The organism is Streptomyces parvulus, from assembly GCF_014648855.1.
Taxonomy (GTDB): Bacteria; Actinomycetota; Actinomycetes; order Streptomycetales; family Streptomycetaceae; genus Streptomyces; species Streptomyces parvulus.
The window spans coordinates 182,363-198,562 of sequence record NZ_BMRX01000003.1; the positions used below are offsets into that span (position 1 = coordinate 182,363).

Below are 16,200 nucleotides of genomic sequence, written 5' to 3' on the forward strand. Positions count from 1 at the left end.
GCCCGGTCCCGGCAAGGCTTCGCCCCCCGCACCCGAGGGGCGCCGGATGCCCGCGTCCCCCGGACGGGTCCCCGGCTCCCCCGGACGGACCCCGCCGACGCGCCGCGGGCGCCGAGGCGGACCAGGGTGGTACGGCGACGGACCACGCCCGGCACCCCGTTACTCGACGCACCGGGCGATCCCGGCCGTCTCCCCAGGGAGCAGGAGCCGATGACCGAACCGACCAGCACCGGCCGGGCCGGCACCACCCGTGGCCCACGAGTCCCGCGCCCGTCCGTCCGGCGCACCCCGGGCCGGGCCGTAGCGGCCGTGCTCGGGGACCTGCGCGCGGTCGACGGCGCCCTCTACGCGGCCGTCGCCGCCACCCCCACGCCCACCCTCGACCGGGCGCTGCGCCGCCTCTCCCACGCCGCCGACCACTCGAAGGTCTCCCTCGGGATCGCCGCCGCCCTCTCCCTGAGCGGTGCGCGGGCGCGGCGGGCCGCCCTCGTCGGGGCGGGTGCGGTCGCCGTGGCCTCGGCCACCACCAACCTGCTGGGCAAGCGCCTGGTGCACCGGGCGCGGCCGGACCGCGAGTCGGCGCGGGTGACCGTGGACCGGTACGTGCCGATGCCCGCGTCGGCCTCCTTCCCCTCTGGGCACACGGCCGCCGCCGTCGCCTTCGCCACGGCCGTCGGCGTCGTCCTGCCGGCGGCCGCCGTGCCCCTGGGCGCCCTGGCGAGCGCGGTCGGCTACTCCCGGGTCCACACCGGCGTCCACTACCCGGGCGACGTCGCCGCGGGCGCCGTCGTGGGCATCGCCAGCGCCGCCGCCGCGCTGGCCGCCGCGGCGGCGGCGCCGGTATCGGGCGTCCGGTCGGTCTACGCCCCCGACACCGCACCGCCGGCCCCCGTCGCCCCCCGGTAGTCGGCGGCGGCGGGCCCACGCCGCCGCCCGGGGCGCGGCCAGCGTTTGCGGGGTCGGCGCGGTGCTGGTCGACTGTCGCGCGGGGGGAACCGAAGCCGGCGCCGGGCGCCGGTCCGCTCTTCAGTCCCCTCCCGAAGGAGTCCAGGCGTGAGGTCGAAGTCGTCGTCGGCGGAACACCGGTCCGACGGCAGCCAGCCGTGGCTGCACCAGAAGGGCCGGATCATCCAGGAGTTCGGCACCGTCAAGCAGTTCCCCGTGGCGCTGAGCATGGAGACGCGCCTCTACTCCGGCCAGCGGCTCAACAAGGTCCTGGCGGACACCCGGATCCTGCACGACCTGTACAAGAAGTACCACTGGCTGATGCGCGGTGCGACGTTCTACCAACTGCACCTGCTGCTGGACAAGCACGCCGGTGAACAGCTCGAACTGGTCGACACCCTCGCCGAACGCGTCCAGACGCTGGGCGGCGTGGCGGTCGGCGATCCCCGGCACGTCGCCGAGATCACCACCGTGCCGCGCCCCCCGGACGGCGTGGAGGAGGTGCCGGCGATGCTCTCGCGGCTCCTCGAGGCGCACGAACTGATCCTGACGGAGTGCCATGACGCCGCGGCCCGCACGCAGGAGCTGGGCGACGACGGCACCAACGACCTGCTGGTGTCCGAAGTGATCCGCACCAACGAACTCCAGGCGTGGTTCGTCGCGGAGCACCTGGTCGACACGCCGCTGGTGCACGTCTGACCCCACCGCCCCGAAGTCCCGCGCCCTCGCCGGGGGCCACTCCCCTCACGCTCCGTGCACCCCCGGGCGAGGGCGCTCCTGATGCCCTTTCGGTACGGCTGTGGAAGCGTCCGGGACATGGCCCACATGTCCCACGGCGCTCACGGCAGGCCTCCGGCCCGCGGGCGGCGCTGGTCCGCGTTCCGGCAGTCGCCGTTCTGGCCGGCCACCGTGCTGGTGCTGATCCTCGCCGCCGCCGCGGGCCTCTTCGCGGGTTCGTACACCTACTCCATGGCGGACCCGACGCCCCGCTCGATCCCCACGGCGGTGGTGGGGTCGTACGACCAGGCGCGCGGCCGGGCCTTCCTGGGCGGGCTGGAGCAGGCGCTGAGCGCCTCGGTGAAGGTGCACACCTACGACACCCGGGCCGCGGCGGTCGGGGCCCTGCAGGACCAGGAGGTCTTCGCGATCTTCGAGTTGCGCGAAGGGGGCCGGACCGCCGTCCTCGACCTGTCCAGCGCGTCGGGCGCCTCGGTCGCCGAGCTGCTCTCCGACGCGGCACCGGCAGTAGGGCGGAAGACCGGGGTCCAGGTGTCCGTACGGGACATCAACCCCCTCCAGGAGGGCGACCCCCGCGGACTGGCCATCTTCTACATCTCGCTGGCGGCGGTGATCATCGGTTTCGTCGGGGCGATCCAGCTCAGTGTCAACGCGTCGTCCCTGCTGCCGTTCGAGCGCATCCTGTTCACGCTGGCCTACGCGCTGCTCGGCGGCTTCGCCATCGCGGCGACGGTGGACTGGCTGCTGGGCGCGCTCGACCTGCCGTTCGCGGAGTCGTGGCTGATCCTGGCGCTCACCCTGTTCACCTCCGGCATGGTCTTCACCATGTTCAACACCCTGTTCGGGCGCTGGGCGATGCTGCCGACCTGGGGCCTGATGGTGATCCTCGGCAATCCGTCGTCCGGCGGCGCGGTCTCCTGGCCGCTGCTGCCGTCCCCGCTGGGGGTGATCGGCCGGTGGCTGCCGCCGGGCGGGTCGGTCAACGCGCAGCACACCGCCGTGTACTTCCAGGGGCACCAGCACGTGTTCCCCTTCCTCGTGCTGGGCGGCTGGGCCCTGTTGTCCTGCGTGGTCTTCTGGATCTGGCGGCACCGGCACCCCGGCGGGCGCGAGAAGGACGCGGCGGCGGCGGACGGCGCCTGAACCGCGCGCCGGGGAGCCCGCCGACCGCCCCGTCTGTTCCGACCGCGCCCCGGCTGCGATCATGAGGGCGGACTGTCCGCCTTCGGTTGGAGTGCACATGGCCCTGGACGTCGACGCGATCCGCGCGCAGATACCCGCTCTGAAGTCCGGCTCGGCCCGTTTCGACGCGCCGGGCGGCACCCAGACCCCGCAGCCGGTCATCGACGCCATCACCGAGGCGCTGGCCAACCCGCTGGCCAACCGGGGCCGGACCACCGAGGGCGAGCGCAACGCGGACGGCATCGTCGCGGACGCCCGCGGTGCGCTGGGCGACCTGCTGGGCACCGAGCCGCGGGGGATCGTCCTCGGCCGCAGCGCCACCCAGCTCGCCTACGACCTGGCCCGCACGCTCGCGAAGGACTGGGGCCCGGGCGACGAGGTGGTCGTCACACGCCTCGACCACGACTCCAACATCCGGCCCTGGATCCAGGCGGCCGAGGCGGCGGGCGCGAGCGTGCGGTGGGCGGACTTCGACCCGGCCACCGGGGAGCTGCTGCCCGAGCACATCGAGGCGGTGCTCTCCCCGCGCACCCGGCTGGTCGCCGTGACGGCGGCCTCCAATCTGATCGGCACCATGCCCGACCTGCCGGCCGTCGCCCGTCTGACCCACGGCGCCGGCGCGCTGCTGCACGTGGACGCCGTGCACTACGCCTCGCACGCGGTCGTGGACCCGGCGGCCCTCGGCGCGGACACGCTGGTCTGCTCGCCCTACAAGTTCCTCGGCCCGCACCTCGGCGTGCTGGCGGCGCGGCCCGAGTTCCTGGAGACGCTGCGCCCGGACAAGCTGCTGCCGTCGAGCGACGCCGTGCCGGAGCGGTTCGAGCTGGGCACGCTGCCGTACGAGCTGCTGGCCGGCGCCCGTGCCGCGGTGGACTTCCTCGCCGGACTCGAAACGGAGGCGGGCGGCACGCGCAGGGAGCGCCTCGTCGCCTCCTTCGCCGCCCTGGAGGCACACGAGGACGCGCTGCGCGGCCGGATCGAGCAGGGCCTGGCCGGCCTCGACGGGGTCACGGTCCACTCCCGCGCCGCGCGGCGCACGCCCACCCTGCTGTTCACCGTGGCGGGTCTGAGCCCGGCCGAGGTGTACCGGCGGCTCGCCGAACGCGGCGTCGACGCGCCCGCCGGCACCTTCTACGCGCTGGAGGCCGCACGCCACCTGGGCCTGGGCGACGAGGGCGGCGTCCGCGTCGGCCTCGCCCCGTACACCAGCGCCGACGACGTGGACCGCCTGCTGACGGCTCTCGCCTCCCTCACCACCGGCTGACCGGCGGCGCGCGACCGGCGCTCCTCCGGGAGGGACCGTGCACAGCGCCCCCCGCCCCGGCGCGGTCCGGGATCACCGGCGGGTCCGCCGGGTGGCACGGACCGGGAACCGTGCCTTGCCGCGGTCCCCGTCCGGCACCTAGCCTGACTTTGTGCCGCCAATAAACAAAACCCGCTCGCACAGCGCCGTGCCGGGCTCCCGCGACGATCTCACCCGCCTCCGCATCGCCCTGACCGCCTTCTTCGCCCTGGACGGCTTCGTCTTCGCCGGCTGGGTGGTCCGAATCCCCGCCATCAAGGAGCAGACCGGCGCCTCCGCCAGCGCCCTCGGGCTGGCCCTGCTCGGCGTCTCGGCCGGTGCCGTCGTCACCATGACGCTCACGGGACGGCTGGTCCGCCGCTACGGCAGCCATCCCGTCACCGTCGCCTGCGCGGTCCTGCTCTGCCTCAGCATCGCGCTGCCCCCGCTCACCCACTCGGCGCTCGCCCTGGGCGCCGTCCTGCTGGTGTTCGGCAGCGCGTACGGCGGGATCAACGTCGCCTTCAACAGCGCCGCCGTCGACCTGGTGGCCGTGCTACGGCGGCCGATCATGCCGAGCTTCCACGCGGCGTTCAGCCTCGGCGGCATGGTCGGCGCCGGACTGGGCGGACTGGTCGCCGGGTCGCTGTCCCCCACGCGGCACCTGTTCGGGCTCACCCTGATCGGGCTGCTCGTGACCCTCGTCGCGGGCCGCGCCCTGCTCCGGTGCGAGCCGGCCGCGCCGCCGGACCGCCCGGCCGCCGGGGACGACGGCTCCCCGCGCCGCCCGGACCGCCGTACCCGCCGCCTCGTGATCACCTTCGGCCTGATCGCCCTGTGCACCGCGTACGGCGAGGGAGCCATGGCCGACTGGGGGGCGCTCCACCTGGAGCAGGACCTGGACGCCTCGCCGGGTCTGGCCGCGGCCGGCTACTCCTGCTTCGCGCTCGCGATGACCGTCGGCCGACTGACGGGGACCACGCTGCTGGAGCGGCTGGGCCGGACCACCACGGTGGTGGCGGGCGGCACCACCGCCGTGGCCGGCATGCTCATCGGCGCGCTCGCCCCGTCGGTGTGGGCGGCGCTGTTCGGCTTCGCGATCACCGGACTCGGACTCGCCAACATCTTCCCGGTCGCCGTCGAGCGGGCCGGCGCCCTGGGCGGGCCGAGCGGGGTCGCGACCGCGTCCACGCTGGGTTACGGCGGCATGCTGCTCGGGCCGCCCGCGATCGGTTTCATGGCGGACTGGTTCTCGCTGTCGGCCGCGCTCACCAGCGTGGCGGCGCTCGCGGCCGTGGCGGTGCTAGTCGCCGTCGCCACCCGGCGGGCCGCGGCGGCGGGCTGATCCGCGCGGTCCCCAGGGAGGGTCAGCGCGCCAGCATCCGGTTCAGCACCGCCCGTTGCACCGGGAGCGCCTCGCCGTACCGGGCGCGTCCCTCCGGGGTGAGGGCCACGCGTACGCCGCGCCGGTCCTCCGGGCACAGCGAGCGTTCGACCAGACCGTCCCGCTCCAGGCGGGCGACGAGCCGGGACAGCGCGCTCTGGCTCAGGTGGACCCGCTCGGAGATCTGCTGCACGCGGTAGCCGCAGGAGCCGTCGTCGTCCGGTGAGGCCGCCAGGATGTCGAGTACCTCGAAGTCGCTTCCGCACAGGCCGTGCCGGTGCAGCGCGCGGTCGAGTTCGCACTGGGTCCTGGCGTGCAGTGCCAGCATGTCGCGCCACCGCGCGACCAGCGCCTGTTCGGACCCGTCCCCCGCCATGGGCGCACCGTAGCAGCGCCCGCCCGGACCACGACCGGTCGCAACGGGGGCCGGCTCTGGGAGACTTGCCGGCATGGAGACATACGGGGGCCGGCGCACCCAGGGCGAACGGGACGCCATGACGGTCGAGATCGGCTACGCGCTGTGCAGCGCGGCGTTCGCGGCGGCGGTGCTGTTCGGCGCGGTGGCCGGACCGGCGTACCTCTTCTCCCTGCCGGACGGTGCGCGGAGCGCGCTCGTCGCCGTGGGGGCCGCGCTGGGCGGGGTGGTGTTCCTGGTGCGGGTGGTGAGCGTGCTGGTGCGGTTCGGGCGCGGGGGTCAGCCCAGCCAGCCCGGCCGGACCAACCCGGACTCGTAGGCGAGGACGACCAGTTGGGCGCGGTCGCGGGCGCCCAGCTTCACCATGGTGCGGCTCACGTGGGTCTTCGCGGTGAGCGGGCTGACGACCAGTCTGCGGGCGATCTCCTCGTTGGACAGGCCGATGCCGACCAGCGCCATCACCTCCCGCTCCCGCTCGGTGAGCCGGGCCATCCCGGCGGCCGCCGCGGGCTCCTTGGAGCGGGCGGCGAACTCGGAGATCAGCCGCCGGGTCACCCCCGGCGACAGCAGTGCGTCGCCGCCCACCACCGCCCTTACGGCGCGCAGGAGTTCCTCCGGTTCGGTGTCCTTGACCAGGAAGCCGGAGGCGCCCGAGCGGATCGCCTCGAAGACGTACTCGTCGAGTTCGAAGGTGGTGAGCATGACGACCCGCACCTCCCGCAGCGTGTCCTCCCCGGTGATGCGGCGGGTCGCCGCCAGGCCGTCGAGCACGGGCATGCGGATGTCCATCAGGACGACGTCGGGGCGCAGTTCGCGGATCCGGCGCACCGCCTCCTCGCCGTCGGCGGCCTCGGCGACCACCTCGATGTCGGCCTGGGCGTCCAGCAGGGCCCGGAAGCCGGCCCTCACCAGGGACTGGTCGTCGGCGAGCAGTACGCGGATCACCGGTCCTCCTCCTTCGTGCGGGCCACGTCGATCGGCAGGGCGGCGAGCACGCGGAAGCCGCCGTCGGCGCGCGGGCCCGCCTCGATGGTGCCACCCAGCGCCGCCGCCCGCTCCCGCATCCCGGCCAGCCCGTTGCCGCCGCCGCCCGCGTCGGCGCCGGTGGCGGGTCCGTCGTCGTCGACGCGCAGCCGCAGGGTGCGGCCGTCCCTGGCGAGCAGCACGCGCGCGTGCCGCGAACCGGAGTGCCGCACCACGTTGGTGAGCGCCTCCTGGACGATGCGGAACGCCGCCAGGTCGGTCCCCGGTGACAGCCGTGGCGGTTTCCCCTCGACCTCCACGGTGAGGCCCGCGCTCGCCGCCTGTTCGACCAGTTCGGGCAGCCGGTCCAGCCCGGGGGCCGGGGTGCGTGGGGCGTCGCCCGGGGTGCGCAGGGTGTCGAGGACCTGGCGCACTTCGCCGAGTGCCTCCTTGCTCTGGTCCTTGATGGTGGTGAGCGCGGCGCGCGCCTGCTCCGGGTCCGAGTCGAGCAGGGCGAGACCCACGCCCGCCTGCACGTTGATGACGGAGATGCTGTGCGCGAGGACGTCGTGGAGTTCGCGGGCGATCCGCAGGCGCTCCTCGTCCGCGCGGCGCTTCGCCGCCTCGGCGCGTTCGGCCCGGTCCCTCGCCCACTGCTCGCGCCGGGTCCTGACCAGCTCCGACAGGGCCACGATCGCCACGACCCAGGTGGCGATCACGATCTCCTGCCCCCAGGGCGCGGCGTCGTCACCGGACGGCGGCAGCCAGCGGAAGAGCCAGTGCGCCACCAGCACGTGTCCGGCCCACAGCGTCGCCATCGCCGCCCACGCCGCGCGGCGGTGCCCGGCGACCAGGGCGCTGAAGCAGGCCACCGCGACGGCCAGGAACACCGGCCCGTACGGGTATCCGGCGCCCAGGTAGACCAGGGTGGTGGCCGCCGTGCAGAACACCACGGCCACGGGGTGGCGCCGGCGCCACAGCAGGGCGGCGCCGGTGACGAGGAGCAGCGCCCGCGCGAAGGGGTCCAGGGCGGCGCGCTCGCCCTCCTGGGCGTGGGCGGCGAAGTTGGAGCCGATAAACACGAACGCCGTGATCAGCGCGGTGGAACGCCAGGGCCACCGGGGGCGGTCCTCGTCGCCGCGCCGGTCCCACCACGGGGGGCCGTGCCGCCACCACCGCGGGGGCCCGGCGCCGCGCTCGTGCTGTGCGTCCATGCCGGCCACGCTAGACGCCGGGGGCGTGCGGCGGCGTCAGCCGAGTGGGGTGATCAGGGGTACTCCCTGAGAAGTACGGCGGGGCTCCGCGGGGTGGGGCGTCCGGAGGTGGGGGCTTCTGCCGGGGGTCGGGTGCGGGTGGGATGTGGCTGGGCGCGCAGTTCCCCGCGCCCCTGGGTGGGTGCACGCGGCGCCGGCCAGGGGGTGGGGAGCCTCCGTGCTCGGCGCGCCTGGGTGGGTGCACGCGGCGTCCGGCCTGAGAGCTGAGGAGCCTCCCTGCTCGGCGTACCTGGGTGGGTCCACCCGACACCCGGCCAGGGGGTGGGGAGCCTCCCTGCTCGGCGTACCTGGGTGGGTCCGCGCGACACCCGGCCAGGGGGTGGGGAGCTTCCGTGCTGCGCGCCCCCGGGTGGGTCCATGCGGGGCCGCCGACCAAGGGGCTCGGGGGACCCCAGAGTGCCCGGCGACGGTGCTGCTCCCGTGCCGTACGACCATGCGTGGGGCGGCGGGCCCGCTACGGAGCAGCTCCCCACTACCCCGTCAGGTCGCGTCCTCCGTCGGAGACGGGCGGCGGTCCATCGCTGCCAGGGCGCGCTGGGCCAGCGGGTGGCCGCGGACCAGTTCGCCCAGGGAGGTCGAACCCTGCGTGATGTCCTTGAACGCCTTCCAGGCCGGCCGGAAGCCGGTCAGCGCCGCGTGGAACAGGCCCGGGCGGCGCTCGAAGACGGCCAGCATCCGCTTGCCGACGCTCATCTCCACGCCCAGCCCGGCCTTGATGGCGAAGGCGTAGTTCAGCGCCTGCCTGCGCGCGTCCACCGCGTCGTGCGCCTCGGAGATCCGGACCGCCCACTCCCCCGCGAGCCGGCCCGACCGCAGCGCGAAGGAGATCCCCTCACGGGTCCAGGGCTCCAGGAGGCCCGCCGCGTCGCCGCACACCAGGACCCGGCCCCGGGAGAGCGGTGAGTCGTCGGCGCGGCAGCGGGTGAGGTGGCCCGAGGAGATGCTGGGCTCGAAGCCGGCGAGGCCGAGCCGCCCGACGAAGTCCTCCAGGTACCGCTTGGTCGCCGCGCCCTCACCGCGCGCGGAGATCACGCCGACGGTGAGCGTGTCGCCCTTGGGGAACACCCAGCCGTAACTGCCCGGCATCGGCCCCCAGTCGATGAGGACGCGCCCCTTCCAGTCCTCGGCGACCGTGTCCGGCACCGGGATCTCCGCCTCCAGACCGAGGTCGACCTGGTCCAGCTTCACCCCGACGTGCGCGCCTATCCGGCTGGCGCTGCCGTCCGCGCCGACGACCGCCCGCGCCAGCACCGTCTCCCCGCCCTGGAGGACGACGGCGACCGTGCGCCGGTCCGGAACCGCCGAGCCGTGCTGCTCCACCCGCGTCACCGTCACCCCGGTGCGCACCTCCGCGCCGGCCTTCTGCGCGTGCTCGACGAGCTGCTGGTCGAACTCGGGCCGGTTGATCAGCCCGAAGAGCATCTGCCGGGAGCGCCGGGTCCGGGTGAAGCGCCCGTTGTGCGAGAAGGTCACCGCGTGCACACGGTCCCGCAGGGGCAGGTCGAAGCCGGGCGGGAGGGTGTCCCGCGAGGGACCGATGATGCCGCCGCCGCACGTCTTGTAGCGGGGCAGCTCCGCCTTCTCCAGCACGAGCACGCGGCGCCCCGCGACCGCCGCCGCGTAGGCGGCCGAGGCCCCCGCGGGTCCCGCGCCCACCACGACGACGTCCCAGACCTGACGCGCGTCGTCCGCCGAAGAGTTCTCGCTGCTCACGATGGTCTACTGCTCCGATCAAACCGCATGCCGCACCTGACCCCCGCATCCTACGGCGGCCATCGCCGCAGGCCACTGTGGGAGGATCGGCCCGTCAATCCAAGTACTCCTTGGTACAACGTCGCACCCACAAGGAGCGTGCCCATGTCGTCGAATCCGGTCGCCGAGACCGTTTCCTCGCTGCTGCCCCGGGCGAAGGAGGAACTCGCCGCGCTGGTGGCCTTCAAATCGGTGGCGGACTTCGACCAGTTCCCGCGCAGCGAGAGCGTCGGCGCCGCCAACTGGATAGCGTCGGCCCTGCGCGCCGAGGGCTTCCAGGACGTGGACCTGCTCGACACGCCGGACGGCACGCAGTCGGTGTACGGCTACCTGCCGGGGCCCGAGGGCGCCAAGACGGTGCTGCTCTACGCGCACTACGACGTGCAGCCCCCGCTGGACGAGGCCGGCTGGGACACCCCGCCCTTCGAGCTGACCGAGCGCGACGGCCGCTGGTACGGGCGCGGCGCGGCCGACTGCAAGGGCGGTGTGCTGATGCACCTGCTCGCGCTGCGCGCGCTCAAGGCCAACGGCGGTGTGCCGGTGCACGTCAAGGTGATCGCCGAGGGCTCGGAGGAGCAGGGCACCGGCGGTCTGGAGCGGTACGCCGAGGCGCACCCCGCGCTGCTGGCCGCCGACACGATCGTCATCGGCGACGCGGGCAACTTCCGGGTGGGCCTGCCGACGGTCACCTCGACGCTGCGCGGCATGACCCTGCTGCGCGTGCGCGTGGACACGCTGCAAGGGAACCTGCACTCCGGCCAGTTCGGCGGCGCCGCGCCCGACGCGCTGGCCGCGCTCATCCGGGTCCTGGACTCGCTGCGCGCCGAGGACGGCTCGACGACCGTCGACGGGCTGGCGGCGGACAGCACCTGGGACGGCCTGGCCTACGACGAGGAGCAGTTCCGCCGTGACGCGCGGGTACTGGACGGCGTGGAGCTGATCGGCTCCGGCTCGGTCGCGGACCGGATCTGGGCCCGGCCCTCCGTCACGGTGCTCGGCATCGACTGCCCGCCGGTCGTCGGCGCCACCCCGTCGGTCCAGGCGGGCGCCCGCGCGCTGGTGAGCCTCCGGGTGCCGCCGGGCGTCGACGCCGCCGAGGCCACGAAGCTGCTCCAGGCGCACCTGGAGGCGCGGACGCCGTGGGGCGCCCGGGTCGCCGTCGAGCAGATCGGCCAGGGGCAGGCGTTCCGCGCGGACACCACCAGCCCGGCTTACCAGGCCATGGCGGACGCGATGGCAGTGGCGTACCCCGGCGAGGAGATGCAGTACGCCGGCCAGGGCGGGTCCATCCCGCTGTGCAACACCCTGGCGTCGCTCTACCCGGAGGCCGAGATCCTGCTGATCGGACTGAGCGAGCCGGAGGCGCAGATCCACGCGGTGAACGAGAGCGTGTCCCCGCAGGAGCTGGAGCGGCTGTCGGTGGCCGAGGCGCTGTTCCTGCGGAACTACGCGGCGAGCTGAGCCGGAGCCGCCGCCCGGGAACACCGTCGGCGGCAGAGGTCCTCGCCGACGAGGGGCCCCGCTCGCGCCGGCCGCGAGCGGGGCGCCGCGCGGGGCCACGGGGCGGTCGTCCGGCCTCAGCCGACGGGGGTGCCCGCCTCCAGGTAGAGGGCGGCGCCGCGTTCCCTGGCCCGCAGGGCCCAGCGCAGCCGCTCGTAGCGGACGGGGGGCAGCAGCCCCGCCGCCTCGTCCTCGGTGACGAAGCGCCAGTCGCGCAGTTCCTGGCCGGGGAGCAGCACCCGCCCGGCGTCGGCGGAGTCGAGGCGCCCGCCGTCGAAGAGCATCCGCAGGCCGCCGTAGGCGGGCGGTGCGGGCCGTTCCCAGTCGACGACCAGAAGGGCGGGTACGTCGTCGAGGAGGAGGCCGGTCTCCTCCCGGACCTCCCGCATGCCCGCGCGGGCGGGCGCCTCGCCGGGTTCGACGACGCCGCCGGGGAACTCCCAGCCCGGCTTGTAGGTGGGGTCGACGAGCAGCACGCGGTCGTGGTCGTCGAAGAGCAGGACACCGGCGGCGACGGTCTCACCGGTGGGTTCGGGCGTCTGCACGATGTCGCACACGGGGACGGCGCCGGAGCCGACGGCCTCCGCGACCCGGGCGGCGGCCTCGTACGGCGTGAGGGTGCCGGTGTCGACCGGGTGGGCGTCGGCCGTGAGCCAGGACGCCAGGGCGGACCGGTACGGCTCGATGTGGTCGTAGCACCACTGGCGTACGCGTATCTCCCCGTCCGGCAGGTCCTCGGGTGTCTCGCGGCTCGCTATGCGCTCCCGCAGGATCGTTTCGGCCGGGGCCAGCAGGACGTGGCGGACCTCGATCCGGCGGGCGGCCAGGCCGCCGAAGATCTCGTCCCGGTACTCCTGGCGGAGCAGGGTCATCGGGACCACCAGGGTCCCGCCGAGGTCGGCGAGCATCGCGGCCGCCGTGTCGATCACCAGGCGCCGCCACATCGGCAGGTCCTGGTAGTCGCCGACCTCGGCCAGCCGCTTGGGCGGCAGCAGGTGCACCAGTGCCCCGCCGATGACCTCGGGGTCGAAGAGCGTGCTGTTCGGGATCAGTTCGATCAGTTCCCGTGCGGTGGTGGTCTTCCCCGCACCGAACGCGCCGTTGATCCAGACGACGGTCACAGGTCCCCCTCTTCTGTTGGCCCCCTGTGGCTTGCCCGCTCCACCCTGCCACGGAAACCAGGCCCAGTTGAGGGCCTACGACAGCGGCGCCGGCGCCCCCGGGGACAGGGGCACCGGCGCCGTGCGGCCGGGCGGGTGCGGAAGGTGCGGCGGGCGTCAGCCCAGGCGGCCCAGGGAGTCCTCGTCCAGGGTCAGGCTGTCGGTGGCCACCGTGTCCTCGACGGTGCTGACCGTGTCCTCCACGTCGAGGCCGAGCGGGAGCTCGCTCGGAGCGGCGTGGGACGGGGTGACGGCCGCGACGACGAAGCCGGTGGCGAGGGACGCGAGGGCGAGCATGCTGCGCTTCTTCATGCCCCGTTCAACTACGGGGCGGCGCCGTGGTCACGGGTGCGCGCCGGGAAAGCCGTCGGCCCGGCCGGTGGGCCCGCAAGCCCCGCCCGGCTGCCACCGGCCACCACGCCGCGCTCCCGGCGCCACGTCCGCCGGGACTCAGACGTGCGCGGGCCTGGCCCCCGGCGCCTTGGTCAGCGCGGCCGCCGCCGCGCCCACGAGCCCGGCGTCCGTCCCCATCTGGGCGGGTACGACGACCAGGCGCTGCACGAAGGAGAGCGTGGCGTAGTCGGTCAGCGCCTTGCGCAGCGGGGTGAAGAGGACGTCGCCCGCCTTGCCCACGCCGCCGCCCACCACGGCGATGTCGATCTCGACGAGGGTCGCCGTGGCGGCGATGCCGGCGGCGAGGGCCTGTGCCGCGCGTTCGAAGGAGGCGACCGCCACCGGGTCGCCGAGGCGGGCCGCGGCGGCGACCGCGGCGGCGGAGGTGTCGCCGTCCGGCCCGGGCCGCCAGCCCGCGTCCAGGGCGCGCCGGGCGATGTTGGGGCCGCTCGCTATGCGCTCCACGCAGCCGCGCGCACCGCACGGGCAGGGGTCGCCGTCCAGGTCCACGCTGATGTGGCCGATGTGGCCGGAGTTCCCCGTCGGCCCCGGGTGGAGCCGGCCGCCGAGCACCAGGCCGCCGCCGACGCCCGTGGACACCACCATGCAGAGCGCGTTGTCGTGCCCCCGGGCGGCACCCTGCCAGTGCTCGGCCGCCGTGATGGCCACGCCGTCGCCGATCAGCTCGACGGGCAGGTCACCGACGGCGTCCCGGACCCGGCGGACCAGGGGGTAGTCGCGCCAGCCGGGCACGTTCACCGGGCTGACCGTGCCGGCGGAGGCGTCCACCGGGCCCGCGCTGCCGATGCCGACGGCCGTGGCCCGCCCCCACAGCGGCGACGCCGTCAGCTCCGCGAGGACGGCCTCGACGGCGCCCATCACGGTGTCGCCGGCCTCCTGGGCGGGCGTCGGACGCTGGGCACGCGCGTGGATGCGGCCGTCGCCGTCCACCAGCGCGCCGGCGATCTTGGTGCCGCCGATGTCCAGCGCTGCCACGAGGTCGGTGTGCATCAGAGTCGGATCTCCCCGTCGGACCGAAAACGAAAAACTAGCGAAAAAACAAGCGAAGAAGGCGAACACAAGGGCGCACCCGGGGCCGGTCCCCGGTGGGGACGAGGACCGGAGAGTGCGATGGACAGTGTCTCCCGCATCTGACAACGTTGTCCAGGCTCTATGCTCGACGCCACATCCTCATACAAACGCATGACCGACACATCCCCCGTGGACGACAGGAGCCGACGCACTCCCGTGGACGACAGGACAGGACACCGCATCGTGCCCGACACGACCCGCCGCGCAGACCGCCTCCCCGGGAACCGCTACGGCAATCGCCCCACCATGAAGGACGTCGCGGCCCGTGCCGGGGTCGGCCTGAAGACCGTCTCCCGGGTCGTCAATGGGGAGCCCGGCGTCACCCCGGAGACCGAGCGCCGGGTCCAGGAGGCCATCGACGCCCTCGGCTTCCGCCGCAACGACAGCGCGCGGGTGCTGCGCAAGGGCCGGACCGCGAGCATCGGCCTGGTCCTGGAGGACCTGGCCGACCCGTTCTACGGACCGCTCAGCCGCGCCGTCGAGGAGGTCGCCCGCGCGCACGGCGCACTGCTGATCAACGGGTCGAGCGCGGAGGACCCGGACCGCGAGCAGGAGCTGGTGCTGGCGCTGTGCGCGCGCCGCGTCGACGGTCTCGTGGTCATCCCGGCCGGGGACGACCACCGGTACCTCGAACCCGAGCTGAAGGCCGGGGTCGCGACGGTGTTCGTGGACCGCCCGGCGGGCCAGATCGACGCGGACGTGGTGGTGTCCGACAACTTCGGCGGCGCCCGCGACGGCGTGGCCCACCTCATCGCGCACGGGCACCGCAGGATCGGCTTCATCGGCGACATGCCCCGCATCCACACCGCCGCCGAGCGGCTGCGCGGCTACCGGGCCGCCATGGAGGACGCGGGCATCCCGGTGGAGGACTCCTGGATGTCCCTCGGCGTCACCGACCCCGAGCGGGTGCGGCGGGCCGCCGAGGAGATGCTCGCGGACCCGCGTCCGGTCACCGCCGTCTTCACCGGCAACAACCGGGTGACCGTCACCGTCATCCGCGTCCTGGCGGAGCACACCGCCCGCGTCGCGCTGGTCGGCTTCGACGACATCGAGCTGGCCGACCTGCTCCAGCCCGGCGTCACCGTGGTCGCGCAGGACGCCGCCGCCCTCGGCCGGACCGCCGCCGAGCGCCTCTTCCGCCAGCTGGACGGCACACTCCTGGCCCCGGACCGCATCGAGCTGCCGACCAGGCTCGTCACCCGCGGCTCGGGCGAGCTGCCGCCCGCGGTCTGAGGCGGCCGTGCCGATGCCACCACCGGGCGAAGGCTCCCCGAGGCGGCCTCCCGAGGGAACCCGCGCGGCCGCGCCGGCCGACGGCGACGACCGGACGCTGGAGGCGCTCGGCCTGGCCGGCGTGCCGCGTGAGCAGCCGCTGCTGTACCCCGGCGCGTGGCCCCGGGAGTCCGGGCTGCTCGACGGCGACCGGCTGCTGCCGCTGGACCGGCCGGTGCGCGGGGACGGCGACGACCGGGTCCCGGTGCTGGCGATCGGCTCCAACGCGAGCCCGGGTCAGCTGCGCCACAAGATGGCCGAGTTCGGCGTCGACTCGCCGATCCCGATGGTCCGCAGCCGGGTCACCGGCCTGGACGTCGGGGTCTCCGCTCACGTGAGCCGGATGGGCTACGTCTCCGCCTCACCGGTGCGCGCCCCCGGTGTCGTACGGGAGCTGTTCGTCCTGTGGCTGGACCCCGAGCAGCTCGCCGTGGTCGACGCGAGCGAGGGCGTGCCCATGGCCGGGGGCAACTTCGACCGCGCCTGGCTCCCCGCGGACGACGTCCAGGTGCGGGCGCCCGACGGCGCGGTGCTCGGCGGCGCCCACGTCTACGTCAACCGGCACGGGGTCCTGCACGACGGCACCGGCGCCCCGCGCCGCCACCCGGGTGAGCAGCGGCCCCTGATCACCGGCCTGCTGCGCGCGTCGCCCCGGCTGCGCGCCCTGTTCGGAACCACGCCCGAGGAGTTCTGCGCACGGGCCCGCGCCGACCGCGCGCTGTGCGACCGGGGCACGCGGCTGTTCGCCGAGGAACGGCGGGTGACGGCGTCCGGTCTGGAGCGGTACGTGCGCCGGGACCGGGACGGTGAACCCGGCCCACCGCCCGCCCCGCCGGCACCGTAGGGCG

The 16,200-nt window shown here is 74.9% G+C and carries 16 protein-coding genes; 9 read left to right on the forward strand and 7 right to left on the reverse strand.

Features of this window, described 5'->3' with window-relative positions:
- Positions 1-210 precede the first annotated feature (210 nt).
- From IE108_RS06285 to IE108_RS06305, 5 genes are all read left to right on the forward strand, one after another.
- Entirely contained in the window at positions 211-906 is a 696-nt protein-coding gene (locus IE108_RS06285; RefSeq protein ID WP_064726526.1) for a phosphatase PAP2 family protein, read from the forward strand.
- Positions 907-1,053: 147 nt separating this feature from the next.
- Entirely contained in the window at positions 1,054-1,644 is a 591-nt protein-coding gene (locus IE108_RS06290; protein WP_064726527.1) for a Dps family protein, read from the forward strand.
- A gap of 117 nt (positions 1,645-1,761) precedes the next feature.
- Positions 1,762-2,826 carry an ABC-2 transporter permease gene (locus IE108_RS06295; RefSeq protein ID WP_079163427.1) on the forward strand — a complete coding sequence of 355 codons (1,065 nt, stop codon included), beginning with the start codon at positions 1,762-1,764 and terminating at the stop codon, positions 2,824-2,826.
- Positions 2,827-2,923: 97 nt separating this feature from the next.
- Complete coding sequence (locus IE108_RS06300; RefSeq protein WP_064726528.1) at positions 2,924-4,129, forward strand: cysteine desulfurase-like protein; 1,206 nt, start codon at positions 2,924-2,926, stop codon at positions 4,127-4,129.
- A 187-nt stretch (positions 4,130-4,316) separates the two neighbouring features.
- The gene (locus IE108_RS06305) at positions 4,317-5,492 is read left to right on the forward strand and encodes an MFS transporter (RefSeq protein WP_064726529.1); all 1,176 of its coding nucleotides are present in this window, start codon (positions 4,317-4,319) and stop codon (positions 5,490-5,492) included.
- 22 nt (positions 5,493-5,514) lie between these two features.
- Here the strand turns inward: IE108_RS06305 and IE108_RS06310 are convergent, their stop codons facing one another.
- Positions 5,515-5,907 carry a MarR family winged helix-turn-helix transcriptional regulator gene (locus tag IE108_RS06310; RefSeq protein WP_064726530.1) on the reverse strand — a complete coding sequence of 131 codons (393 nt, stop codon included), beginning with the start codon at positions 5,905-5,907 and terminating at the stop codon, positions 5,515-5,517.
- A 73-nt stretch (positions 5,908-5,980) separates the two neighbouring features.
- Here IE108_RS06310 and IE108_RS06315 point away from each other — a divergent pair, with 73 nt between their 5' ends.
- The gene (locus IE108_RS06315; RefSeq protein WP_064726531.1) at positions 5,981-6,265 is read left to right on the forward strand and encodes a DUF6332 family protein; all 285 of its coding nucleotides are present in this window, start codon (positions 5,981-5,983) and stop codon (positions 6,263-6,265) included.
- On the opposite strand, the gene IE108_RS06320 is transcribed toward IE108_RS06315, so the two are convergent.
- From IE108_RS06320 to IE108_RS06330, 3 genes are all read right to left on the reverse strand, one after another.
- Positions 6,226-6,891, reverse strand: a complete 666-nt coding sequence (locus tag IE108_RS06320; RefSeq protein ID WP_064726532.1) for a response regulator transcription factor — start codon at positions 6,889-6,891, stop codon at positions 6,226-6,228. The genes IE108_RS06315 and IE108_RS06320 overlap by 40 nt on opposite strands.
- A complete protein-coding gene (locus IE108_RS06325; RefSeq protein ID WP_107420068.1) occupies positions 6,888-8,123 on the reverse strand; it encodes a sensor histidine kinase in 1,236 nt (411 codons plus the stop codon). Before IE108_RS06325 ends, IE108_RS06320 begins: the two co-directional genes overlap by 4 nt.
- A gap of 540 nt (positions 8,124-8,663) precedes the next feature.
- On the reverse strand, positions 8,664-9,896 hold the full coding sequence (locus tag IE108_RS06330) for a geranylgeranyl reductase family protein (protein ID WP_064726534.1): 1,233 nt from the start codon (positions 9,894-9,896) through the stop codon (positions 8,664-8,666).
- Positions 9,897-10,040: 144 nt separating this feature from the next.
- Here IE108_RS06330 and IE108_RS06335 point away from each other — a divergent pair, with 144 nt between their 5' ends.
- Complete coding sequence (locus tag IE108_RS06335; protein WP_064726535.1) at positions 10,041-11,396, forward strand: dipeptidase; 1,356 nt, start codon at positions 10,041-10,043, stop codon at positions 11,394-11,396.
- A 116-nt stretch (positions 11,397-11,512) separates the two neighbouring features.
- Here IE108_RS06335 and IE108_RS06340 read toward each other — a convergent pair whose 3' ends face one another.
- The 3 genes from IE108_RS06340 to IE108_RS06350 form a co-directional block, all read right to left on the reverse strand.
- On the reverse strand, positions 11,513-12,556 hold the full coding sequence (locus IE108_RS06340) for an NUDIX hydrolase (protein ID WP_064726536.1): 1,044 nt from the start codon (positions 12,554-12,556) through the stop codon (positions 11,513-11,515).
- Positions 12,557-12,712: 156 nt separating this feature from the next.
- Positions 12,713-12,907 (reverse strand): hypothetical protein, encoded by a 195-nt coding sequence (locus IE108_RS06345; RefSeq protein ID WP_064726537.1) that lies wholly within the window; start codon positions 12,905-12,907, stop codon positions 12,713-12,715.
- 138 nt (positions 12,908-13,045) lie between these two features.
- Positions 13,046-13,999 carry an ROK family protein gene (locus IE108_RS06350; RefSeq protein WP_064726538.1) on the reverse strand — a complete coding sequence of 318 codons (954 nt, stop codon included), beginning with the start codon at positions 13,997-13,999 and terminating at the stop codon, positions 13,046-13,048.
- Between the two features lie 237 nt (positions 14,000-14,236).
- Between IE108_RS06350 and IE108_RS06355 the strand changes: the two genes are divergently transcribed.
- Both IE108_RS06355 and IE108_RS06360 read left to right on the forward strand, forming a co-directional pair.
- A complete protein-coding gene (locus IE108_RS06355) occupies positions 14,237-15,313 on the forward strand; it encodes a LacI family DNA-binding transcriptional regulator (RefSeq protein WP_064726539.1) in 1,077 nt (358 codons plus the stop codon).
- A gap of 13 nt (positions 15,314-15,326) precedes the next feature.
- Complete coding sequence (locus IE108_RS06360) at positions 15,327-16,196, forward strand: hypothetical protein (RefSeq protein WP_229851681.1); 870 nt, start codon at positions 15,327-15,329, stop codon at positions 16,194-16,196.
- The last annotated feature ends 4 nt before the right edge of the window (positions 16,197-16,200 follow it).